Genomic DNA, 21,688 nt, shown 5'->3' with positions numbered 1-21,688 from the left:
TACACTGCGCCGGTCGACTATCTGACTGGAGTGGGGCATGGGCTGGGATCGGGCAACGCCGTTTATCATTGACCTGGAAGTGGGCGCCGAGGACATCGACGGCCTGGGGCACGCCAACAACGCGGTGTACGTTACCTGGCTGGAACGCTGCGCCTGGCGCCACTCGCAGCGGCTGGGGCTGGACCTGGTCGAGTACCGCCGCCTGGACCGGGCGATGGCGGTGGTGCGCCACGAGATCGACTACCTTGCGGCTGCCTACGAGGGCGACGAGTTGCAGTTGGCGACCTGGATCGTCGACTGGGACCAGCGCCTGAAAATGACCCGGCACTTCCAGCTCAAGCGCCCGAGTGACAACACCACGTTGCTGCGAGCGCAGACCACCTTTGTGTGCATCGAACTGTCGACCGGCAAGCCCAAGCGCATGCCGGCGGAGTTCATCGAAGGCTACGGCCCGGCGTTGCAACTGGAAAGTTAAGGAGCTTGGGCGGACTCTAATCGCGGGCAAGCCTTGCTCCCACAGGGTAGGTGGTTGCCTGTGGGAGCAAGGCTTGCCCGCGATTGGCGTCTGCAGAGTCAAACCACCCCGTCCGATGCCATACCGTCCGGCCCCTTAAACCAGTAAACTGCCCCACGTTTTTCGTCGAGTGTGTTTTTCATGCAAATTGCTTTAGCGCCCATGGAGGGGTTGGTCGACAACATCCTGCGGGACGTGCTCACCCGTGTCGGCGGTATCGACTGGTGCGTGACCGAGTTCATCCGGATCAACGACCAGCTACTCACGCCTGCCTATTACCACAAGTTCGGCCCTGAACTGCTGCACGGTGCGAAAACCGCCGCAGGTGTGCCGTTGCGCGTGCAGTTGCTCGGCTCGGACCCGGTGTGCCTGGCGGAAAACGCCGCGCTGGCCTGCGAACTCGGCTCCCAGGTGATCGACCTGAACTTCGGCTGCCCGGCCAAGACCGTGAACAAATCCCGCGGTGGCGCGGTATTGCTCAAGGAGCCGGAGCTGCTCAACCAGATCGTCGAGCATGTGCGCCGCGCCGTCCCGGCGCATATCCCGGTCACCGCGAAAATGCGCCTGGGCTTCGACAGTCCAGACGGCTCGCTGGTCTGCGCTACGGCCCTGGCCGAAGGCGGCGCGGCGCACATCGTGGTGCACGCACGAACCAAAACCGACGGCTACAAACCGCCAGCCCACTGGGAATGGATTCCGAGGGTGCAAGAGGTGGTCAAGGTCCCGGTATTCGCCAACGGCGACATCTGGGACGTCGCCGACTGGCGCCGTTGCCGCGAGATCAGCGGAGTCGAAGACATCATGCTCGGTCGCGGCCTGGTGTCGCGCCCGGACCTGGCCCGGCAGATCGCCGCCGCACGCGCCGGCCAGGAGGTCGTCGAGATGACCTGGGCGGAGCTGTTGCCGCTGATCCAGGCGTTCTGGCTGCAGGCCAAGGCGCAGATGACCCCGCGCCAATCCCCCGGTCGCCTGAAGCAATGGCTGGCCATGCTGACCCGCAATTACCCCGAAGCAGTGCAGCTGTTTACCCTGTTGCGGCGGGAAACCGAGCTCGACCAGGTCTCGCGTCTGCTCGGTTTACCGGTCGCCGAAGCGGCCTGAAAAAATCTTCAAATAATCTCTTGAAATGCAATCAGCGGTCCCTATCTAAGGGTTACGCGATGCCGAATTCGGGTCGCGGAGACATAAAACCTTGCTGATTGTTTTCAGGAGATTTGAACCATGACTACTGCATTTTCCCTGGCCCCACTGTTCCGTTCCTCGGTAGGCTTCGACCGTTTCAACGACCTGTTCGAAACCGCCCTGCGCAACGAGCCAGGCAGCACCTACCCACCTTACAACGTGGAAAAACACGGTGACGACCAGTACCGCATCGTCGTGGCGGCGGCCGGTTTCCAGGAAGAAGACCTGGACCTGCAAGTCGAGAAGGGCGTGCTGACCATCAGTGGCGGCAAACGCGACGCCAGCGAAGGCGTGACCTTTCTGCATCAGGGTATCGCCCAGCGCGCGTTTAAGCTGTCGTTCCGTTTGGCGGACCACATCGAAATCAAGGCTGCTGACTTGCGTAATGGTTTGTTGAGCATTGACCTGTTGCGAGTGGTTCCTGAGGAGGCGAAGGCTAAACGCATTCCGATTAATGGGATGGAAAAGCCGGCTTTGCAACACTGAGTCAAAGTGGGAAAAGGGCGCCATCAGGCGCCCTATTCTATTAAAGTAAATCTGTCCCCATTTAGCAGGTCGACAAACCCTGTAGGAGTGAGCCTGCTCGCGATGACGTTGGCTCTGGCGGCAATCGTATCGACTGACCTGACGCCTTCGCGGGCATGCCCGCTCCCACAATGGATCGCTGCCAGGCTCATCAAGTCGGGCCCGGAGCGCTACCTGAGCAACAACTGAAACTCCTCCACCGGCAACGGCCGGCTATGCAAATATCCCTGATAAAAGTGACACCCCAACCCCTGCAAGAACTCCAGCTGTTCCGGCGTTTCCACGCCCTCGGCTATCACCTTCAATTGCAGGCTGCGGGCCATGGCGACGATGGCGCGGATGATCTCGGCGTCGTTGGGGTCGGTAGTGGCGTCGCGGATGAACGACTGGTCAATTTTCAGGGTGTCGACCGGCAGGCGCTTGAGGTAGGTCAGTGACGAGTAGCCGGTGCCGAAGTCATCCATGGCGAAGCTCACGCCGAGTTTTTTCAGGCGGCACATTTTGCTGATGGTGTCTTCGATGTTCTGGATGACGATGCCTTCGGTGATTTCCAGTTTCAGCAGCGAGCAGGGCAGGCCGTGGCTGCTGAGGCTGTGCTCGACCCGTTCGACGAAGTCATTCTGCCGGAACTGGCGAGGGCTGATGTTCACGCACAGGCTGAAATCCAGCGGGTCGATCAGGCCCTCGGTCATCAGGTGTCTGAAGGCCGCGCAGGCTTCATCAATGATCCAGTTGCCGACCTCGAGGATCAGCCCGCTGTCTTCCAGCACCTTGATGAACTCGTGGGGCGACTGCGCACCGAGTTCCGGGTGATTCCAGCGCACCAGCGCCTCGGCGCCGACGATTCGGTTGTCCCTGGCGTCGATCTGCGGTTGGAAGTGCACGCGAAATTCGTTGCGAGAGAGCGCCAGGCGCAGGTCGGTTTCCATGCGCAGGCGTTCGCTGGCGGCCTTCTGCATGGTGTTGTGGTACATCTGCGTGGTATTGCGCCCCGAATCCTTGGCCCGATACAGGGCGATGTCGGCGCGCTTGAGCAGGTCGGTGGGGGTCGAGCCGTGGTCGGGAATCAGCGCGATGCCGATGCTGGGCGTGACTTGCAGGCGTTGGCCGTCGAGAAACATCGGCTCCGACAGCAGTTCGCGCAGGGTATCCGCCAGGCTGCGAACCTGCTCGCTGACCTCGTTGCGCGAGCCTTCCAGGCCGCTGAGCAGCACCACAAATTCATCACCACCCAGGCGCGCCACGGTGTCTTCCATGCGCACGCTGGCTTCGAGCCGTGCGGTGATGATTTTCAGCACGGTGTCGCCCACCGGATGGCCGAGGGAATCGTTGATGTGCTTGAAGTGGTCGAGGTCGAGAAACAGCAGTGCACCGCGCAGGTTGTGGCGCTTGAGCAGGGCGATCTGCTGGCTCAGGCGGTCCATCAGCAGTGCGCGGTTGGGCAGGTTGGTCAGGGGGTCGTGGTAGGCCAGGTGGCGAATCTGCGCCTCGGCGTTTTTCAGCAGGCTGACGTCCCGGGCGGTCAGCAGCAGGCAGTCGGTTTCGTTGAGGGTGATCGGTTCTACCGAGACTTCCACGGTGAGCAACTCGCCACGCTTGTTGCGCCCGAGCATTTCCTGGTGATGCACCCGGCCATTGAGCTGAAGTTCAGCGAGCAGCGAGGAGCGTTGTTTTTCCTCGGCCCAGATGCCGACCTGGTACACCGTGCGCCCGACCACCTCATCGGCGCGATAGCCGGTCAGGCGGCAGAAGCCGTCGTTGACCTCCAGGTAGCGTCCTGTGTCGCGTTCGGTGATGGTGATGGCGTCGGGACTTGAGTGGAAAGCCTTGGCGAACTTCTCTTCGCTGGCCTTGAGTGCCGCTTCGGAGCGTTGCTGCTGGGTGATGTCGCGCAGGGTGGTGACCACGCAGGGCTGATCGCCGACGCTGATCTGCCGGCTGGAGATCACGCAGGTCAGGGACTGGCCGTCCTTGTGCTGGACCTGGATGGCGACGTTGTTCAAGCCCTGTTCGCGGATCACCTGTTCGATCCGCCGCAGGCTTTTCGACGAGGCGTCCCACAGGCCGATTTCGTCGGCGCTGTGGCCGAGCACATCGGCGGCGCTCCAGCCAAAGGTCTGGGTGAAACTGGAGTTGATCTCGATAAAGTGGCCGCTGTCCTGGCGCGTCACGCAAATCGGGTCCGGGCTGACCTGAAACAAAGTGGCGAATTTCTCTTCCGAAGCAATCAGCAGCTGCTCGCGTTCCACCTGGTCGGTGATGTCGAGCAAGGTGCCGGCCATGCGCAGTGGCGTACCATTTTCGTCGCGGTAGAGCCGCGCCCGGCTTTCCAGGAAGCGCGAGCTGCCATCGGCGAGTTGCACGCGGTAAGTCAGCTGGTAGTTGCCCGCCGGACCTTCGCGCAAGCTTCTATAGGCGTCGCGCATGCTGTCGCGTTCTTCACCGGGCACGCCTTCGAAGAATGCGTCGAACGATTCATGGAACGGTATGGCTTCCAGACCGTGCAATTGCGCGGCCCGCGCCGAGCCGTAGAGCATGCCACTGGGGATATGCCAGTCCCAGGTGCCCAGTTGCGCAGAATCGAGCGCCAGGTCGAGGCGCTCCTGACTGTCCTTGAGCGCATGTTCGGCGGCTTTGCGTTCGGTGGTATCGAGGAAGGTGCTGAGCAGGTAGGGCTGTCCTTCGAGTTCGACCTTCTGGGCGCTGAGAATGCCATCGTGGATTTGCCCGTTGCTGGCGCGAAACTGCACCTCCATGCTGACCAACTCGCCTTTGGCCTTGGTCGCCTTGACCAGGCGCTCCCGCTGTTCCGGATGCACCCACAGGCCCAGTTCGACGGTGGTGCGGCCAATGGCGTTCTGCACCGGCCAGCCGAACAGGCTTTCAAAATACTGGTTGGCTTCGGTGATCAGGCCGTCTTCCTGACGGGTCAGCAGCACCATGTTCGGGCACAGGTGAAACAGCGTGGCGAAGCGTTTCTCCGAACTGCTCAGTGCCTGTTCGCGCTGGCGCTGGTGAGTGATTTCACGAATCACGCCGATCATTCGCGGGCGCCCGTCCTTGTCTGGCAGCAGGCTGCCGTTGATCTCCAGCCAGTGCAGGCTGCCGTCGGGCCAGCGAATGCGGTGATGCATCGCCTGTTCCAGCGGTGCGCCGGCGATCACTGCATGAAAGGCCCGGACGGTTTTCGCCCGGTCTTCCGGCGGCAGCAGGTCGAGGTATTCCAGGTCGGCGGGCAGCGGTGCATGGGGATCGAAGCCAAACAGCGCCTGGGTCCCCCGCGACCAGCTGATCTGCCCGCGCTCGATGTCCCAATACCAGGCGCCCAGGCGCGCTCCGTTGAGGGCAGCCAGCAACTGTGGCGCGCTTTCCCAGCTCTGCTCGGACCGTTTCGGGTCAAGCGCCTGGATACGCGGCATCGGCGGAATACGGTCAACAGATTTCGGCATTGGCAAGCCTTAGACTGAATGGGTGTTAGGCGCAGGGTCTCGCGGCTCTATAGGAGTAGCACAAGTTAGCCATGTGTCCCTGGCAGAGCGATTTGTGCATCCAGCAAGGCCATGAAAGCCCGTGCCGCATTCGACAGCGTCCGTTCGGTGTGCAGGATATAGCCTAGCTGGCGAGTGAGCTGTATGCCCGGCAAAGGTATCCGTGCCACCTGGTCATCGAGCATGGTGCGCGGCAGCACGCTCCAGGCCAGGCCGATCGAGACCATCATCTTGATGGTTTCCAGGTAATTGGTGCTCATGGCGATGTTCGGCGTCAGCCCCTGAGTCTCGAACAGGCGCTGCACGATGTGATGGGTAAAGGTGTTGCCGCCGGGGAATACCGCCGGGTGCAGGGCAATGTCTGCGAGGCTGACCGCACCGTTGCTGATCAGCGAATGCTCGGGCGCGACCACAAAATCCAGCGGGTCGTCCCACACCGGGGTGGCCTTGACCAGGTTGTGCGGCTCAGGCGCGAGGGTGATTACCGCCAGTTCCGCGCGGCCATGGAGGATTTCTTCGTAAGCCACTTCCGAATCGAGAAACTGTATATCCAGCGCCACTTGTGGGTAGCGTCGGGTGAACTCCCTTAATAGAGGTGGCAAACGGTGCAAGCCAATGTGGTGACTGGTGGCCAGGGTCAGGCGGCCACTGACTTCGCCGGTCAGGTTGGTCAGGGCGCGGCGGGTGTCGTCCAGCACATTAAGAATCTGATAGGCGCGGGGCAGCAGGGCGCGGCCGGCCTCGGTCAGGCCGACTTCGCGGCCCAGGCGATCGAACAGGCGCACCTTCAATTGTTGCTCCAGGCCGGCGATGCGCTTGCTGATCGCCGGTTGGGTCAGGTGCAGCCGTTCGCCCGCGCCAGAGAAGCTGCCGGTCTCGGCGATGGCGATAAAAGCATTGAGGTTGGCGAGGTCCATCTTAGTATTCCAGTTGGTTATCCAAAGCATAAAAAATATGAATTTGAGTTATTTAATGTAACCCCCTAGGATCGACCTCACAAGCCAAAGGGTTATTGAGTCGATCAAAACCCGGGGCATAGAAACAAATGATGAGGAAACCGTCTGATGGCCGGCAAAACGCTCTACGACAAGCTCTGGGATTCGCATTTGGTCAAGCAGCGCGACGATGGCTCGGCGCTGATCTATATCGATCGTCACATCATTCATGAAGTGACCTCGCCGCAAGCTTTCGAAGGCCTGCGTCTGGCCGGGCGCAAGCCATGGCGCATCGATGCCAACATCGCGACCCCGGACCATAACGTACCGACTACGCCGGAGCGCAAGGGCGGCATCGAAGCCATTGCCGACCAGGTCTCGCGCCTGCAGGTTCAGACCCTCGACGACAACTGCGATGAATATGGCATCGTCGAATTCAAGATGAACGACGTGCGTCAGGGCATCGTCCACGTCATCGGTCCGGAGCAGGGTGCAACCTTGCCGGGCATGACCGTGGTCTGCGGCGACTCCCACACCTCGACTCACGGCGCATTTGGCGCCCTGGCTCACGGCATCGGCACTTCCGAGGTGGAACACGTACTCGCCACCCAGTGCCTGGTCGCCCAGAAAATGAAGAACATGCTGGTATCCGTCGAGGGCAAGCTGCCGTTCGGCGTGACCGCCAAGGACATCGTGCTCGCCGTGATCGGCAAGATCGGCACCGCCGGCGGCAACGGCCATGCCATCGAGTTCGCCGGTAGCGCGATCCGTGACCTGTCTGTTGAAGGCCGCATGACCATCTGCAACATGTCCATCGAGGCCGGCGCGCGTGTGGGCCTGGTAGCAGCGGATGAAAAGACCGTGGCCTACGTCAAAGGTCGTCCATTCGCCCCGAAAGGCGCGGAATGGGACCTGGCGGTCGAAGCCTGGAAAGACCTGGTGTCCGATAAGGACGCTACTTTCGATACCATCGTCGAGCTCGACGCGACGCAGATCAAGCCGCAAGTCAGCTGGGGCACCTCGCCCGAGATGGTCCTGGCGGTTGATCAGAACGTGCCGGACCCGGCCAAAGAGCTGGACCTGGTCAAGCGCGGCTCCATCGAGCGCGCCTTGAAGTACATGGGTTTGACCGCCAATCAGGCGATCACCGACATCCAGCTGGACCGCGTCTTCATCGGCTCCTGCACCAACTCGCGGATCGAGGATCTGCGCGCTGCTGCGGTAATCGCCAAAGGCCGTAAAGTGGCGTCGACCATCAAGCAGGCCATCGTGGTACCGGGCTCGGGCCTGGTCAAGGCGCAAGCCGAGTCGGAAGGCCTGGACAAGATTTTCCTCGAGGCCGGTTTTGAATGGCGCGAGCCGGGCTGTTCGATGTGCCTGGCGATGAACCCCGACCGCCTGGAATCGGGCGAGCATTGCGCTTCCACCTCAAACCGCAACTTCGAAGGCCGTCAGGGCGCCGGTGGTCGTACCCACCTGGTAAGCCCGGCCATGGCCGCCGCCGCCGCCGTAAACGGTCGTTTCGTCGACGTCCGTGAATTGATCTAAAGGAGCGCAGCATGAGAGCTTTTACCCAGCACACTGGACTTGTCGCGCCTCTGGATCGTGCCAACGTCGACACCGACCAGATCATTCCGAAGCAGTTTCTCAAATCGATCAAGCGCACGGGTTTTGGCCCGAACCTGTTCGATGAGTGGCGCTACCTGGATGTCGGGCAGCCGTATCAGGACAACTCCAAGCGTCCGTTGAACAAGGATTTCATCCTCAACGCCGAACGTTATCAAGGCGCCAGCGTGCTGCTGGCCCGGGAGAACTTCGGTTGCGGGTCGAGCCGTGAGCACGCGCCGTGGGCTTTGGAAGAATACGGTTTCCGCAGCATCATCGCGCCGAGCTATGCCGATATTTTCTTTAACAACAGTTTCAAGAATGGCTTGTTGCCGATCATCTTGAGCGACGCTGAAGTGGATGAGCTGTTCCAGCAGGTTGAGGCGAATCCTGGGTATCAGCTGCAAGTTGATCTGCAGGCGCAGACGGTGACTCGTCCGGACGGCAAGGTGCTGGCGTTCGAGATCGATGCGTTTCGCAAGCATTGCCTGTTGAACGGCCTGGATGATATTGGCCTGACGTTGCAGGACCATGAGGCGATTGCGACGTTTGAAGGCAAGCATCGGGCTAGTCAGCCGTGGTTGTTTCGTGATGCCTGATGTTCTGAGGTGACCGTTGAAAAGATCGCAGCCTTCGGCAGCTCCTACAAGGAGCGGCGTACACCCGTAGGAGCTTCCGAAGGCTGCGATCTTTTGACCTTAAAGCTGCACCCCCAAAGGAAGCTCTCATGACCAGCACCCCCCAACACGCCCAAGTCGTGCAAAAGCAATTCGGTGAACAGGCCGCCGCCTACCTGAGCAGCGCCGTCCACGCTCAAGGCACCGAATTCGCCCTGCTACAGGCCGAACTGGCCGGGCAGGGCGATGCCCGTGTGCTGGACCTGGGTTGCGGTGCCGGTCACGTCAGTTTTCACGTGGCGTCGCTGGTGAAAGAAGTGGTGGCCTACGACCTGTCCCAACAAATGCTCGACGTGGTGACGGCCGCTGCCGCAGAACGTGGCTTGGCCAACGTCACCACCGTCAACGGCGCCGCCGAGCGCCTGCCGTTTGCCGATGGTGAGTTCGACTTCGTCTTCAGCCGCTATTCGGCGCACCATTGGAGCGACCTAGGGCTGGCGTTGCGCGAAGTGCGCCGGGTGTTGAGGCCGGGCGGGGTGGCGGCGTTCATTGATGTGTTGTCACCGGGCAGCCCCTTGTTCGACACTTACCTGCAAAGCGTCGAGGTGCTGCGCGACACCAGCCATGTGCGCGATTATTCCGCCGGCGAGTGGTTGCGCCAGGTCAGCGAAGCGGGGCTGCATACCCGCAGCACCACCCGCCAGCGCCTGCGTCTGGAGTACACCAGCTGGGTCGAGCGCATGCGCACGCCGCCGGTGATGCGCGCCGCGATCCGCGAGTTGCAGCAGTCCATGGGCAACGAAGTGCGCGACTATTTCGAGACTGCGCCCGATGGTTCGTTCAGCACCGATGTATTGGTGCTGTTCGCCGAACGATAGAATTTTTCCGGGTGTGCTCCAGAGGCCCACCGACTGATGACAAGAGGAAAGCATGAGCAAGCAGATTCTGATTCTCCCAGGTGACGGTATTGGCCCGGAAATCATGGCCGAAGCGGTCAAGGTGCTGGAGCTGGCGAGCGACAAGTACAGCCTGGGTTTTGAGTTGAGCCACGACGTGATCGGCGGCGCAGCCATCGACAAGCACGGTGTGCCGCTGGCCGACGAAACACTGGAGCGTGCCCGTGCTGCGGACGCAGTACTGCTGGGCGCGGTGGGCGGACCGAAATGGGACACCATCGAGCGCGACATCCGCCCTGAGCGCGGCCTGCTGAAAATCCGTGCACAACTGGGCCTGTTCGGCAATCTGCGCCCGGCGATCCTCTACCCGCAACTGGCCGAAGCATCGAGCCTGAAACCGGAAATTGTGGCCGGCCTGGACATCCTGATCGTTCGCGAGCTGACCGGCGGCATCTACTTCGGCGCGCCACGCGGCACCCGCACCCTGGAAAACGGCGAGCGTCAGGCCTACGACACCCTGCCGTACAGCGAAAGCGAAATCCGCCGCATCGCCCGGGTCGGTTTCGACATGGCCATGGTGCGCGGCAAGAAGCTGTGCTCGGTGGACAAGGCCAACGTATTGGCGTCCAGCCAGCTGTGGCGTGAAATCGTCGAGCAAGTGGCCAAGGATTACCCGGAAGTCGAACTGAGCCACATGTACGTCGACAACGCCGCCATGCAGCTGGTGCGCGCGCCGAAGCAGTTCGACGTGATCGTCACCGACAACCTGTTCGGCGACATTCTGTCCGACCAGGCGTCGATGCTCACCGGTTCCATCGGCATGCTGCCGTCGGCGTCCCTCGACACCAACAACAAGGGCATGTACGAGCCGTGCCACGGTTCTGCGCCGGACATCGCGGGCAAGGGCATTGCCAACCCGCTGGCGACCATTTTGTCGGTATCGATGATGTTGCGTTACAGCTTCAACCAGCAGGTTGCCGCCGACGCCATCGAGCAGGCCGTGAGCCTGGTGCTGGACCAGGGGCTGCGCACGGGCGACATCTGGTCGACTGGTTGCACTAAAGTCGGAACGCAGGAAATGGGTGACGCAGTAGTCGCCGCGCTGCGGAATCTGTAATCTCTCGGGCCCGCTGCCACTTTCAACTTTGAAAGCAGCGGCCCACTTTTCAAGAAGGTGTAGTTGCGATGAAACGTGTAGGTCTGATCGGTTGGCGCGGTATGGTCGGTTCCGTGCTCATGCAGCGGATGCTGGAAGAGCAGGATTTCGATCTTATCGAGCCGGTGTTTTTCACCACTTCGAATGTCGGTGGCCAAGGCCCGTCCGTGGGCAAGGACATTGCTCCGCTCAAGGACGCTTACAGCATTGAAGAGCTGAAAACCCTCGACGTGATTCTGACCTGCCAGGGTGGCGACTACACCAGCGAAGTCTTCCCCAAGCTGCGCGAAGCCGGCTGGCAGGGTTACTGGATCGACGCCGCTTCCAGCCTGCGCATGCAGGATGACGCAGTGATCGTGCTGGACCCGGTGAACCGCAAGGTCATCGACCAGCAGCTCGATGCGGGCACCAAGAACTACATCGGCGGCAACTGCACCGTCAGCCTGATGCTGATGGGCCTGGGCGGTTTGTTTGAAGCCGGCCTGGTCGAGTGGATGAGCGCCATGACGTATCAGGCGGCCTCCGGTGCCGGCGCGCAGAACATGCGTGAACTGATCAAGCAGATGGGCGCGACCCACGCCGCTGTCGCCGATCAACTGGCCGACCCGGCCAGCGCGATCCTCGACATCGACCGTCGTGTGGCCGAAGCCATGCGCAGCGATGCGTACCCGACCGAAAACTTCGGTGTACCGCTGGCCGGCAGCCTGATCCCTTGGATCGACAAGGAGCTGCCGAACGGTCAGAGCCGTGAAGAGTGGAAGGCCCAGGCCGAAACCAACAAGATCCTCGGCCGCTTCAAGAGCCCGATCCCGGTGGACGGCATCTGCGTGCGCATCGGCGCCATGCGTTGCCACAGCCAGGCGCTGACCATCAAGCTGAACAAAGACGTGCCGATCGCCGATATCGAAGGGCTGATCAGCCAGCACAACCCATGGGTCAAGCTGGTGCCGAACAGCCGCGAAGCGAGCATCCAGGAACTGAGCCCGACGAAAGTCACCGGCACCTTGAATGTTCCGGTGGGCCGTCTGCGCAAGCTGAACATGGGCACCCAGTACCTCGGCGCCTTCACCGTTGGCGACCAGCTGCTGTGGGGCGCGGCCGAACCGCTGCGTCGCATGTTGCGGATTCTGCTGGAACGTTGATCGCTTGAAGCAATGAAAGAGCCCGTGCCTTGAAAGAGGTGCGGGTTTTTTTATGGATTTGTGTCGCCTGTGCCGGCCTTATCGCGGGCAAGCCTTGCTCCCACAGGTTTGGAGTGTCCACAGGTTCTGTGGTTGTCGCGGCACTTGTGGGAGCAAGGCTTGCCCGCGATGAGGCCAGCCCGGGCACCGCAAGTCCCGGATCAATTGCCTGCACCCCCACCACCCGGTAAAGTGCCGCTCCCCCCGTTTCGCCAGAGGTAGACCCATGACCCAGTCCTTTGACATCGCCGTAATCGGCGCCACCGGAACTGTCGGCGAAACGCTGGTGCAGATTCTCGAAGAACGCGACTTTCCGGTCGCCAACCTGCACCTGCTGGCCAGCAGCGAATCCGCCGGGCATTCGGTGCCGTTTCGCGGCAAGAACGTGCGGGTGCGCGAAGTCGATGAATTCGACTTCAGCAAGGTCCAACTGGTGTTTTTCGCTGCCGGCCCAGCGGTCACCCTCAGTTTCGCCTCGCGCGCCACTGCCGCCGGTTGCTCGCTGATTGACCTGTCCGGCGCCTTGCCCGCCGACCAGGCTCCGCAAGTGGTGCCCGAGGCCAACGCGCAGGTAATCGTCGGCCTGAAAAAGCCGTTCCAGGTCAGCAGCCCAAGCCCATCAGCCACCACCCTGGCCGTACTGCTGGCGCCATTGCTCGGCATCATCGACCTGCAGCGCATCAACCTGACCGCCAGCCTGGCAGTGTCGGCCCAAGGCCGCGAAGCGGTGACCGAGCTGGCCCGCCAGACCGCCGAGCTGCTCAACGTGCGCCCGCTGGAGCCGAGCTTCTTTGACCGGCAGATGGCGTTTAACCTGCTGGCCCAGGTCGGCAAGCCTGACGAGCAGGGCCACACCCTGCTGGAAAAGCGCCTGGTACGCGAAGTGCGCCAGGTCATGGCGCTGCCATCGTTGAAGATTTCCGTGACTTGCATTCAAGCCCCGGTGTTTTTCGGCGATAGCTTTAGCGTGACCCTGCAGACTTCGGCTGAAATCGACCTGGCGCAAATCAACGCGGCGCTGGAAGACGCACCCGGCATCGAACTGGTCGAGGCCGGCGATTATCCGACCGCAGTCGGTGATGCAGTCGGGCAGGACGTCGTCTACGTCAGTCGGGTTCGCCGGGGAATCGACGACCCGTCGGAACTAAATGTCTGGCTGACGTCAGATAACGTACGCAAAGGTGCCGCCCTCAATGCAGTGCAGGTGGCTGAATTGTTGATAAAAGCCCTTTCGTAAAAGATACTTGCCAATAATTTGTCGACTGAATGCTGTCGGGCGCTATGCTTGCCCGCAGTGCTCGACAGCGCGGTTCAAACTAAGGATGAGGCTATGGTTCAAGTTCGCAAACTGGTGTTAGCAATAGCGGCCGCCTCGGCGCTGTCCTCCGGTATGGCGCATGCCCTCGGGCTCGGGGAGCTGACCCTGAAGTCGACCCTGAACCAGCCGCTGGTGGCGGAAATCGAGCTCCTCGATATCAAGGAGCTCACGGCTGCCGAAGTGGTGCCAAGTCTCGCCTCGGCCGAAGATTTCGCCAAGGCCGGCGTTGATCGCCAGGCGTTCCTCAACGACCTGACCTTTACTACGGTGCTCAACCCCGGCGGCAAAAGCATCCTGCGGGTCACTTCCAGCAAACCACTGTCGGAACCGATGGTGAAATTCCTCGTGCAGGTGATGTGGCCCAACGGCCGTTTGCTGCGCGATTACAGCGTGCTGCTCGATCCTTCGAAATTCTCGCCGCAGACCGCTGACGCGGCTGCGCAGCCGGCTCCAACACAGACCGGCACCGCGCCTGTGACCGGTGCGACCAAGCCGACCGAGTACACTACCACCCGCCGCGACACCCTGTGGGAAATCGCCGCGAAGGCACGTAATGGCGGTTCGGTGCAGCAGACCATGCTGGCCATCCAGGCGCTGAACCCGGACGCCTTCATCGATGGCAACATCAACCGTTTGAAGACCGGCCAGGTACTGCGCCTGCCGGACCAGACCCAGAGTACCAATCTGCCGCAAGCCAAAGCCGTCGCCGAAGTCGCCGCGCAAAACACCGCCTGGCGCCAGGGCCGTCGTTATGTGCCGCAACCCGGCACCGGCCAGCAGCAACTCGACGCGACCAATCGTCCGCGTGGCGAAGGCCCGACCTCCCAGGCCGCAAAGGACAACCTCAGCCTGGTTTCAGCCGAGACCGGCAAGGCCGGTAAAAAAGGCGCCGCAGGTGATGCAAAGAACCTGAGCAACAAGCTGGCAGTGACTCAGGAAAGCCTCGACACCACCCGTCGCGACAATGAAGAACTGAAAAGCCGCATGACCGATCTGCAGAGCCAGCTGGACAAGCTGCAGAAGCTGATCGAGCTGAAAAACAATCAACTGGCCAAGTTGCAGGCTGAAGGCGCTAAAGAAACGCCGGAGGATGTTGCCGTCGCTCCGGCGATCAGTGCCGAGCTGGCTGCTGCTCCTGCGGCGACCCCGGCTGAAGCCGTGCCGCCAGCGCTGGTTGTCGCTCCCGAAGCTTCGCCGGTGGTGCAGGACAAGCCTGTCGAGCCTGTAGCGGCTACTGACGAGCAGAAATACAACGACCTGCTAACCAACCCATGGCTGCTGGGCATGGTCGGCGGTGGCGCCGTTGTTCTACTACTCCTTTTGCTGCTGCTGGCTCGCCGTCGCAAGGCCCAGCAGGAAGCCGAGAAGCACCTGCGCATGGCTCGCGCCCTTTCCGAAGAGCAGGATTTCCCGGTCGATCACGACCTGCCGGAAAGCAGCTTCGAAGGTCTGGAAGTTGCGCCGCCAAGCGTGAAGCTGGCAAATGTGCCAGAGCCGACTCCTGCGCCAACGCCTGCACCAGCACCCGCGCCGGTGATTGCCCCGGTTGTCGTCACGCCACCGATCGCTGCACCTTTGATCTCGCCGGCCGCAGAGCATTCCGACGACGTGTTGCCACGGGCGCAGTCGCACATCAACGCCGGTCGCCTGAATCAGGCGGGCGCGCTGCTCGAAGAAGGCATCAAGCAGGAACCGCAGCGCAGTGACCTGCGACTCAAGCTGATGGAAGTCTACGGCCAGCAGGGCGATCGTGATGCATTCGTTGCCCAGGAACGCAAGCTGGTGGCCAATGGCGACAACTATGCCCAGGTCGAGCAGCTTAAAAACCGTTTTCCGGCCATGGCGCTGGTTGCCGCGGGTGGTATCGCCGCTGCTGCCCTGACCGCACAAATGGATGCGCAATACGTCAAGGACCTGATGCTGGACGAGCCGCAAGAGCCGGCTCCAGTCCCGGAACCGGTTGTCGATGAGAGTCTGGACGACACGTTCGATTTGAGCCTGGATGACCTGGAAGCTGCCTCTCCAGCGGTAGTTGCGACAGAGGCGGAGCCGGACACGCTGGGCGAACTCGAAGAATTCCCGTCGGACGACGACCTGAGCTTCGAGTCGGTGCTGCAGCAGCAGACCGAAATCAAAGAAAACCTCGACGACCTGTCGGATTTCGATCTGGACATGGACCTCGGTGCCGGCGATACCTCGCCCGCCATCCTGGCCGAAGATGACTTCCTGTTGGACCTCGACGAAGGGGTCAAGGACCTGCCGGTCGCTGAAGCTCCAGGTGCAGCGCAAGTGCCGCTGGACGACCTGGAACTCCCTGACGATTTCGACCTGTCGCTGGCGGACGAGATGGACGCGCATACCGCGCCTGAAGCATTGCCCGCTGAACCGGACGACATGAGCGCCGAGCTCGATCGCCTGTCCCGGGATATCAGCGCACCGACCTTCACGGCCGACGACGCCCTGGTGTCCGCCGACGACGAGCCGGAGTTCGATTTCCTCTCGGGTACCGACGAAGTCGCCACCAAGCTCGACCTGGCCCAGGCCTACATCGACATGGGCGACAGCGACGGCGCGCGGGACATCCTCAATGAAGTGGTCAGCGAGGGTGATGATGGGCAGAAGAGCGAAGCGAAGGAGATGTTGTCGCGTCTGGCATGATTCGTAAGGTGTGAAATAAAGCGGCAGCCATTGAGGCTGCCGTTTTTTTTATAAGAGCAGATCAAAAGTTCGCAGCCTTCGGCAGCTCCTACAGAGGATGGTGTGAACTCTGTAGGAGCTGCCGAAGGCTGCGATCTTTTGATCTTGGCTGGCATCCCATCCCCACAGCCTTATAATGCCCGCCTTTGCGCACATCAGCAGGCTCTCACCCCTTGGCAAATATTGATAATCCGGCTGCCGAAATGGCGGCCGATGGCTTTTTCCGCATCGCCCTGGGCGTTGAATACAAAGGCTCGCGCTACCGCGGCTGGCAGCGCCAGGCTTCCGGTGTGCTCACCGTGCAGGAAACCCTGGAAAAGGCCCTGTCGAAAGTTGCCGACGCACCTGTTTCACTGCTGTGCGCCGGGCGCACCGACGCCGGGGTGCATGCCTGCGGCCAGGTGGTGCATTTCGACACCCAGGTCGAACGCACGATGAAGGCCTGGGTCATGGGTGCCAACATCAACTTGCCCCACGACGTCAGTGTCAGTTGGGCCAAAGCCATGCCGGCGGATTTCCATGCGCGGTTCAAGGCCGTCGCCCGACGCTATCGCTACGTGATCTACAACGACCAGATACGCCCGGCGCACCTGAACGAAGAAATCACCTGGAACCATCGCCCGCTGGACGTCGAGCGCATGGCCGAGGCGGCACAGTACCTGGTCGGTACCCATGACTTCAGCGCGTTCCGTGCCGGCCAGTGCCAGGCCAAGTCTCCGGTCAAGGAGCTGCACCACCTGCGCGTGACCCGTCATGGCAAAATGATTGTGCTGGACATCCGCGCCAGCGCGTTTCTGCATCACATGGTGCGCAACATCGCCGGCGTCTTGATGACCATCGGTGCCGGCGAGCGACCGGTGGAGTGGATGAAGGAAGTGCTGGAGAGCCGGATCCGCCGATCGGGCGGGGTCACCGCGCATCCTTTCGGCCTGTACCTGGTGCAGGTGGAATACCGCGACGAGTTCCAGCTGCCCGAGCGTTACATTGGCCCACACTTCCTCACCGGTTTCGCCGAACTTGACGGCTGACGCCCTCGAACGAGTTTGTTACCATCCGGGACTTTCCCGGAATTACCTTGGGGTTTAATCGACATGCCAGCCGTTCGCAGCAAGATTTGCGGGATTACCCGCTTGGAGGATGCGCTGGCGGCGGTCGAAGCGGGGGCGGATGCCATTGGTTTTGTGTTCTACGCCAAGAGCCCACGCGCAGTGAACGTGCAACAGGCCCGCTCGATCATCCAGGCGCTGCCGCCGTTCGTGACCACCGTCGGCCTGTTCGTCAACGCCAGTCGCTGCGAGCTGGGGGAAATCCTCGACGCCGTACCGTTGGATCTGCTGCAGTTCCATGGCGATGAAGCGGCAGAGGACTGTGAGGGCTGGCATCGGCCGTACATCAAGGCGCTGCGGGTCAAGGCAGGCGATGATATCACTGCGGCGTGCAACGCTTTCCCAAGCGCCAGCGGCATTCTGCTGGATGCCTACGTCGAAGGCGTGCCGGGCGGAACCGGCGAGGCGTTCGACTGGTCTCTGATTCCGCAGGGCCTGAGCAAGCCGATCATCCTTGCGGGTGGCTTGACGCCGGATAATGTCGCCGAGGCGATTTCCCGGGTGCAGCCTTACGCGGTGGATGTCAGCGGCGGAGTGGAAGCGAGGAAGGGCATCAAGGATCAGGCGAAGATTCAGGCTTTCATCAAGGCGGTCGCAGGAGCTGCCGTAGGAGCTGTCGTAGGAGCTGTCGAGTGAAACGAGGCTGCGATCTTTTGATCGGGCCTTTGATCCAGGCGTTGATGTGACGGCTGGCAGTCTGCCGCCGTCCATAACTGCACTTGCACAAAGCAGGCATGGCTGAGGATTCATGCGTTGTACGCAGGTCACGTTTTTCGCTGACCGTGGCCACCCATCGATCATCGCCGCACACATGAATTTAGCTCAAGGGCATACGCGGGGCTGCGAACCAGAGCGTTCGAGCCGCCGGTACTGGAGAAAGAAAGCATGAGCAACTGGTTGGTAGACAAACTGATCCCTTCGATCATGCGTTCCGAGGTCAAGAAGAGCTCGGTGCCTGAAGGTCTGTGGCACAAATGCCCATCTTGCGAGGCGGTGCTGTACCGTCCGGAGCTGGAAAAGACCCTGGATGTTTGCCCCAAGTGCAATCACCACATGCGTATCGGCGCCCGCGCGCGCATCGACATCTTCCTCGACGCCGAAGGCCGTGCCGAACTGGGCGCTGACCTGGAGCCGGTTGACCGTCTGAAGTTCCGCGACGGCAAGAAGTACAAGGACCGCCTGGTTGCGGCCCAGAAAGCCACTGGCGAGAAAGACGCCCTGGTGTCCATGAGCGGCACCCTGCTGGGCATGCCGGTGGTGGTTTCGGCGTTCGAATTCTCCTTCATGGGCGGTTCCATGGGCGCCATCGTCGGCGAGCGCTTTGTTCGCGCGGCCAATTACGCCCTGGAAAACAAGTGCCCGATGATCTGCTTCGCCGCTTCCGGTGGCGCGCGGATGCAGGAAGCTCTGATCTCCCTGATGCAAATGGCCAAGACCTCCGCGGTATTGGCGCGTCTGCGTGAAGAAGGCATCCCGTTCATCTCCGTATTGACCGACCCGGTCTACGGCGGCGTATCCGCCAGCCTGGCGATGCTCGGCGACGTGATCGTCGGTGAGCCGAAAGCGCTGATCGGCTTTGCCGGCCCGCGCGTGATCGAGCAGACCGTGCGGGAAAAACTGCCGGAAGGCTTCCAGCGCAGCGAGTTCCTGCTGGAACACGGCGCGATCGACATGATCGTTCACCGTCAGGAACTGCGTCCACGCCTGGGCAACCTGTTGGCACAGATGATGGGCCTGCCGACGCCGAAATTCGTCGCTGCGCCAATCGAACCGATCGTGGTTCCGCCGGTGCCTGCCAACATATGACCCAACGTACCCTTGGCGAGTGGCTCGCCTACCTGGAACAGTTGCACCCTTCGGCCATCGACATGGGGCTGGAGCGTTCGCAACAGGTAGCGTCCCGCATGGGGCTGGGCAAGCCGGCGCCTCGGGTGATCACGGTCACCGGCACCAACGGCAAGGGTTCGACCTGCGCATTCGTGGCGTCATTGCTGCGCGCGCAGGGCCTGAAAGTCGGTGTCTACAATTCTCCGCACCTGCTGCGTTACAACGAGCGGGTGCAGGTCAACGGCGTTGAAGCCACTGACGCCGAGCTGTGCCAAGCCTTCGCTGCAGTCGAGGCGGGCCGCGGCGAGACCTCGCTGACTTACTTCGAAATGGGCACCCTGGCGGCGTTCTGGCTGTTTCAACAGTCCGGGCTTGACGCCGTGGTGCTCGAAGTCGGTTTGGGCGGGCGCCTGGATACGGTCAACGTGGTGGACGCGGACATGGCGCTGGTCACCAGTATCGGCGTCGACCACGCTGATTATCTGGGCGACACCCGCGAGTCGGTGGCCTACGAAAAGGCCGGTATCTTTCGCCAGGGTGCTCCGGCACTCTGCGGCGACCTGAATCCTCCACAACCCTTGCTGGATAAAGCGCGCGAGCTGGCTTGCCCGTTTTTCCTGCGTGGGCGCGATTTTGATCTGGGCGTGACCGATCACCACTGGCAATGGCGCGGTGTTGACGTCCAAGGGCACACGGTCGAGCTGCGGGATCTGCCGCTGCTAGACTTGCCAATGGAGAACGCCGCACTGGCCTTGCAGGCTTATCTGCTGCTCGGGCTGCCTTGGGTGGATGCACAGATCATTGCAGCCCTGGAAGCCACTCGGGTGGTAGGGCGCCTTGATCGCCGCGAGTTCGACTGGCAGGGCAAGCGCCTGCACCTGTTGCTCGACGTGGGGCATAATCCCCATGCAGCCGAGTATCTGGCGCGCCGTCTGTCCAGTCGTCCGCCGGTCGGCAAGCGCCTGGCAGTTTTCGGTTTGCTGGCGGACAAGGATCTGCAAGGTGTTGTTGGCGAGTTGCATGCCAGTGTCCAGCACTGGGCTGTTGCGCCGCTGGATTCACCCCGGGCGCGCCCGGTTGCGGATTTACAGCAGGCGCTGCAGAACCTTGGCGCTTCGGTAACGTCCTATGCCAGCGTGGCCGCCGCCCTTGAAGGGCAGTGCGCACGAGCGACGAGCGACGACGAGATTCTGTTGTTCGGATCATTTTATTGTGTCGCCGAGGCCCTTGAGTGGTTGGCCCGGCGCTCCACGGAGGAAGCGGCAAATGGCATTGCTGGATAAGGCTTACAAACAACGCATGGTCGGCGCCCTGGTGCTGGTGGCCCTGGCGGTGATTTTCCTGCCGATGCTGTTCTCCCGTCAGGATGAACAGCGCCAGGTGACCGTCGAGGCGCCGTCTGCACCGCAAGCGCCTGCGCAGCCTCAGGTTCAGATTGAGCCCGTGGTCGTGCCTGAACCTCAGGCCCTGCCGCAGGAACCGGTGCCGAGCGATGAAGAAATCGCCCAGCAGGAAGCACCCTCCACGCCAATCGCGCCTGCCGCCCCAGCCCCAGCCCCAGCCCCGGCGCCGGCTCCAGCAGCCAAGCCTGTAGCACCGGCCCCGGCACCCGTGCCAGCGCTGGCCGCCAAGCCAAGCACGCCGCCGGCCCAGCCAATCACTGCAGCGCCAGGCAAGCCGGACACCAGTCAAAGCCGTGTCGACGCCAATGGCCTGTCGGTCAGCTGGTCGGTGCAACTGGCCAGTCTGGCGAACCGTGCCAGTGCCGAAAGCCTGCAGAAATCCCTGCGCAGCCAAGGCTACAACGCCTACATCCGCACGGCTGACGGCAAGAATCGGGTGTTCGTCGGACCGCTGATCGAGCGCGCCGAAGCCGACCGCTTGCGTGATTTGCTGGGTCGCCAGCAGAACCTCAAGGGTTTTGTCGTGCGTTTCCAGCCTGAGCGCGGTTGAAAACTATCGCCCTCATTTGAAATGCACTGCTAATCGCAGCTTACCGACAGGCATGCGCTCTGCTAAAATGCGCCGCCTTATCCGTCTGTAGGCTGCACTGTGCCATTTACCTGGGTTGACTGGGCGATCGTTGCAATCGTCGCCATCTCCGCATTGATCAGTCTTAGCCGCGGCTTCGTCAAAGAAGCATTATCGCTGGTGACCTGGATCATCGCAGGAGTCGTCGCCTGGATGTTCGGTGGCGCACTGTCCGAGCACCTCGCCGGATACATCGAAACGCCATCAGCCCGTGTGATCGCGGGCTGTGCCATCATGTTTGTCGCCACTTTGATAGTAGGCGCAATGATCAATTATCTTATCGGCGAGTTGGTACGCGTCACCGGGTTGTCCGGGACCGATCGATTCCTCGGCATGGCCTTCGGCGCCGCGCGTGGCGTGCTGTTGGTGGTCGTGGCGGTCGGGCTGTTGAGCCTGGGGCCGGTACAGCAGGACGGGTGGTGGAAAGAATCACAGCTCGTGCCAAAGTTTCTATTGGTCGCCGACTGGTCCAAGAACCTGATTCTCGGGTGGAGCAGTCAGTGGCTTGCCAGCGGTATCAGCGTACCCGCTGAGATACCGTTCAAGGAGCAACTCATGCCGACGGCGAAAACGCCTCAGTGAGAGTTGCTCAGTTCAGATCCATTAAGTA

18 protein-coding genes are annotated in these 21,688 nt (G+C 61.7%); 16 read left to right on the top strand and 2 right to left on the bottom strand.

Features of this window, described 5'->3' with window-relative positions:
- The first annotated feature begins 37 nt into the window (after positions 1-37).
- The 3 genes from ACYZTK_RS05840 to ACYZTK_RS05830 all read left to right on the top strand — a co-directional run bounded on the left by ACYZTK_RS05840 (position 38) and on the right by ACYZTK_RS05830 (position 2,182).
- Positions 38-475: an acyl-CoA thioesterase gene (locus tag ACYZTK_RS05840; protein WP_462013575.1), complete on the top strand. Its 438-nt coding sequence runs from the start codon at positions 38-40 to the stop codon at positions 473-475.
- 180 nt (positions 476-655) lie between these two features.
- On the top strand, positions 656-1,615 hold the full coding sequence (locus ACYZTK_RS05835; RefSeq protein WP_462013574.1) for a tRNA dihydrouridine synthase: 960 nt from the start codon (positions 656-658) through the stop codon (positions 1,613-1,615).
- A 120-nt stretch (positions 1,616-1,735) separates the two neighbouring features.
- Entirely contained in the window at positions 1,736-2,182 is a 447-nt protein-coding gene (locus tag ACYZTK_RS05830; RefSeq protein WP_462013573.1) for an Hsp20 family protein, read from the top strand.
- A gap of 209 nt (positions 2,183-2,391) precedes the next feature.
- Here the strand turns inward: ACYZTK_RS05830 and ACYZTK_RS05825 are convergent, their stop codons facing one another.
- Complete coding sequence (locus tag ACYZTK_RS05825) at positions 2,392-5,670, bottom strand: PAS domain S-box protein (protein ID WP_462013572.1); 3,279 nt, start codon at positions 5,668-5,670, stop codon at positions 2,392-2,394.
- 65 nt (positions 5,671-5,735) lie between these two features.
- Positions 5,736-6,626 carry a LysR family transcriptional regulator gene (locus tag ACYZTK_RS05820; RefSeq protein WP_462013571.1) on the bottom strand — a complete coding sequence of 297 codons (891 nt, stop codon included), beginning with the start codon at positions 6,624-6,626 and terminating at the stop codon, positions 5,736-5,738.
- Positions 6,627-6,773: 147 nt separating this feature from the next.
- Here ACYZTK_RS05820 and leuC point away from each other — a divergent pair, with 147 nt between their 5' ends.
- From leuC to ACYZTK_RS05755, 13 genes are all read left to right on the top strand, one after another.
- Positions 6,774-8,192 (top strand): 3-isopropylmalate dehydratase large subunit, encoded by a 1,419-nt coding sequence (gene leuC, locus ACYZTK_RS05815; protein ID WP_462013570.1) that lies wholly within the window; start codon positions 6,774-6,776, stop codon positions 8,190-8,192.
- Between the two features lie 11 nt (positions 8,193-8,203).
- Entirely contained in the window at positions 8,204-8,848 is a 645-nt protein-coding gene (gene leuD / locus ACYZTK_RS05810) for a 3-isopropylmalate dehydratase small subunit (protein WP_462013569.1), read from the top strand.
- 128 nt (positions 8,849-8,976) lie between these two features.
- Positions 8,977-9,744, top strand: coding sequence for a class I SAM-dependent methyltransferase (locus tag ACYZTK_RS05805; RefSeq protein WP_462013568.1), 768 nt, complete (start codon positions 8,977-8,979; stop codon positions 9,742-9,744).
- 52 nt (positions 9,745-9,796) lie between these two features.
- The gene (gene leuB, locus ACYZTK_RS05800) at positions 9,797-10,879 is read left to right on the top strand and encodes a 3-isopropylmalate dehydrogenase (RefSeq protein ID WP_462013567.1); all 1,083 of its coding nucleotides are present in this window, start codon (positions 9,797-9,799) and stop codon (positions 10,877-10,879) included.
- A gap of 68 nt (positions 10,880-10,947) precedes the next feature.
- Positions 10,948-12,060 (top strand): aspartate-semialdehyde dehydrogenase, encoded by a 1,113-nt coding sequence (asd, locus tag ACYZTK_RS05795; RefSeq protein ID WP_149658895.1) that lies wholly within the window; start codon positions 10,948-10,950, stop codon positions 12,058-12,060.
- Between the two features lie 265 nt (positions 12,061-12,325).
- The gene (locus ACYZTK_RS05790) at positions 12,326-13,336 is read left to right on the top strand and encodes an aspartate-semialdehyde dehydrogenase (RefSeq protein ID WP_462013566.1); all 1,011 of its coding nucleotides are present in this window, start codon (positions 12,326-12,328) and stop codon (positions 13,334-13,336) included.
- Positions 13,337-13,429: 93 nt separating this feature from the next.
- Positions 13,430-16,075, top strand: coding sequence for a FimV/HubP family polar landmark protein (locus ACYZTK_RS05785; protein WP_462013565.1), 2,646 nt, complete (start codon positions 13,430-13,432; stop codon positions 16,073-16,075).
- A gap of 242 nt (positions 16,076-16,317) precedes the next feature.
- Positions 16,318-17,142: a tRNA pseudouridine(38-40) synthase TruA gene (truA, locus tag ACYZTK_RS05780; protein ID WP_462014859.1), complete on the top strand. Its 825-nt coding sequence runs from the start codon at positions 16,318-16,320 to the stop codon at positions 17,140-17,142.
- Between the two features lie 63 nt (positions 17,143-17,205).
- Entirely contained in the window at positions 17,206-17,856 is a 651-nt protein-coding gene (locus tag ACYZTK_RS05775) for a phosphoribosylanthranilate isomerase (RefSeq protein ID WP_462013564.1), read from the top strand.
- Between the two features lie 249 nt (positions 17,857-18,105).
- Positions 18,106-19,026 (top strand): acetyl-CoA carboxylase, carboxyltransferase subunit beta, encoded by a 921-nt coding sequence (gene accD, locus ACYZTK_RS05770; RefSeq protein WP_462013563.1) that lies wholly within the window; start codon positions 18,106-18,108, stop codon positions 19,024-19,026.
- Positions 19,023-20,330: a bifunctional tetrahydrofolate synthase/dihydrofolate synthase gene (gene folC / locus ACYZTK_RS05765; protein ID WP_462013562.1), complete on the top strand. Its 1,308-nt coding sequence runs from the start codon at positions 19,023-19,025 to the stop codon at positions 20,328-20,330. The genes accD and folC overlap by 4 nt, the downstream gene beginning before the upstream one ends.
- Positions 20,314-21,000, top strand: coding sequence for an SPOR domain-containing protein (locus ACYZTK_RS05760; protein WP_462013561.1), 687 nt, complete (start codon positions 20,314-20,316; stop codon positions 20,998-21,000). The genes folC and ACYZTK_RS05760 overlap by 17 nt, the downstream gene beginning before the upstream one ends.
- Positions 21,001-21,099: 99 nt before the next feature.
- Positions 21,100-21,660 (top strand): CvpA family protein, encoded by a 561-nt coding sequence (locus ACYZTK_RS05755; RefSeq protein ID WP_462013560.1) that lies wholly within the window; start codon positions 21,100-21,102, stop codon positions 21,658-21,660.
- Positions 21,661-21,688: the final 28 nt, after the last annotated feature.

The organism is Pseudomonas sp. LB3P31, assembly GCF_054897945.1.
Note: the sequence above shows the minus strand (reverse complement) of the source record. Positions and strands in the feature narration are given on the sequence as shown.

What these genes read in the sequence shown, in the direction of transcription:
- ACYZTK_RS05790 (WP_462013566.1), top strand. Translation starts at nt 12,326, where the DNA reads ATGACCCAGTCCTTTGACATCGCCGTAATCGGCGCCACCGGAACTGTC.
- asd (WP_149658895.1), top strand. Translation starts at nt 10,948, where the DNA reads ATGAAACGTGTAGGTCTGATCGGTTGGCGCGGTATGGTCGGTTCCGTG.
- leuC (WP_462013570.1), top strand. Translation starts at nt 6,774, where the DNA reads ATGGCCGGCAAAACGCTCTACGACAAGCTCTGGGATTCGCATTTGGTC.
- ACYZTK_RS05820 (WP_462013571.1), bottom strand. Translation starts at nt 6,626, where the DNA reads ATGGACCTCGCCAACCTCAATGCTTTTATCGCCATCGCCGAGACCGGC.
- ACYZTK_RS05775 (WP_462013564.1), top strand. Translation starts at nt 17,206, where the DNA reads ATGCCAGCCGTTCGCAGCAAGATTTGCGGGATTACCCGCTTGGAGGAT.
- ACYZTK_RS05830 (WP_462013573.1), top strand. Translation starts at nt 1,736, where the DNA reads ATGACTACTGCATTTTCCCTGGCCCCACTGTTCCGTTCCTCGGTAGGC.
- ACYZTK_RS05785 (WP_462013565.1), top strand. Translation starts at nt 13,430, where the DNA reads ATGGTTCAAGTTCGCAAACTGGTGTTAGCAATAGCGGCCGCCTCGGCG.
- accD (WP_462013563.1), top strand. Translation starts at nt 18,106, where the DNA reads ATGAGCAACTGGTTGGTAGACAAACTGATCCCTTCGATCATGCGTTCC.
- ACYZTK_RS05825 (WP_462013572.1), bottom strand. Translation starts at nt 5,670, where the DNA reads ATGCCGAAATCTGTTGACCGTATTCCGCCGATGCCGCGTATCCAGGCG.
- folC (WP_462013562.1), top strand. Translation starts at nt 19,023, where the DNA reads ATGACCCAACGTACCCTTGGCGAGTGGCTCGCCTACCTGGAACAGTTG.
- ACYZTK_RS05835 (WP_462013574.1), top strand. Translation starts at nt 656, where the DNA reads ATGCAAATTGCTTTAGCGCCCATGGAGGGGTTGGTCGACAACATCCTG.
- leuB (WP_462013567.1), top strand. Translation starts at nt 9,797, where the DNA reads ATGAGCAAGCAGATTCTGATTCTCCCAGGTGACGGTATTGGCCCGGAA.
- truA (WP_462014859.1), top strand. Translation starts at nt 16,318, where the DNA reads ATGGCGGCCGATGGCTTTTTCCGCATCGCCCTGGGCGTTGAATACAAA.
- ACYZTK_RS05760 (WP_462013561.1), top strand. Translation starts at nt 20,314, where the DNA reads ATGGCATTGCTGGATAAGGCTTACAAACAACGCATGGTCGGCGCCCTG.
- ACYZTK_RS05840 (WP_462013575.1), top strand. Translation starts at nt 38, where the DNA reads ATGGGCTGGGATCGGGCAACGCCGTTTATCATTGACCTGGAAGTGGGC.
- leuD (WP_462013569.1), top strand. Translation starts at nt 8,204, where the DNA reads ATGAGAGCTTTTACCCAGCACACTGGACTTGTCGCGCCTCTGGATCGT.
- ACYZTK_RS05805 (WP_462013568.1), top strand. Translation starts at nt 8,977, where the DNA reads ATGACCAGCACCCCCCAACACGCCCAAGTCGTGCAAAAGCAATTCGGT.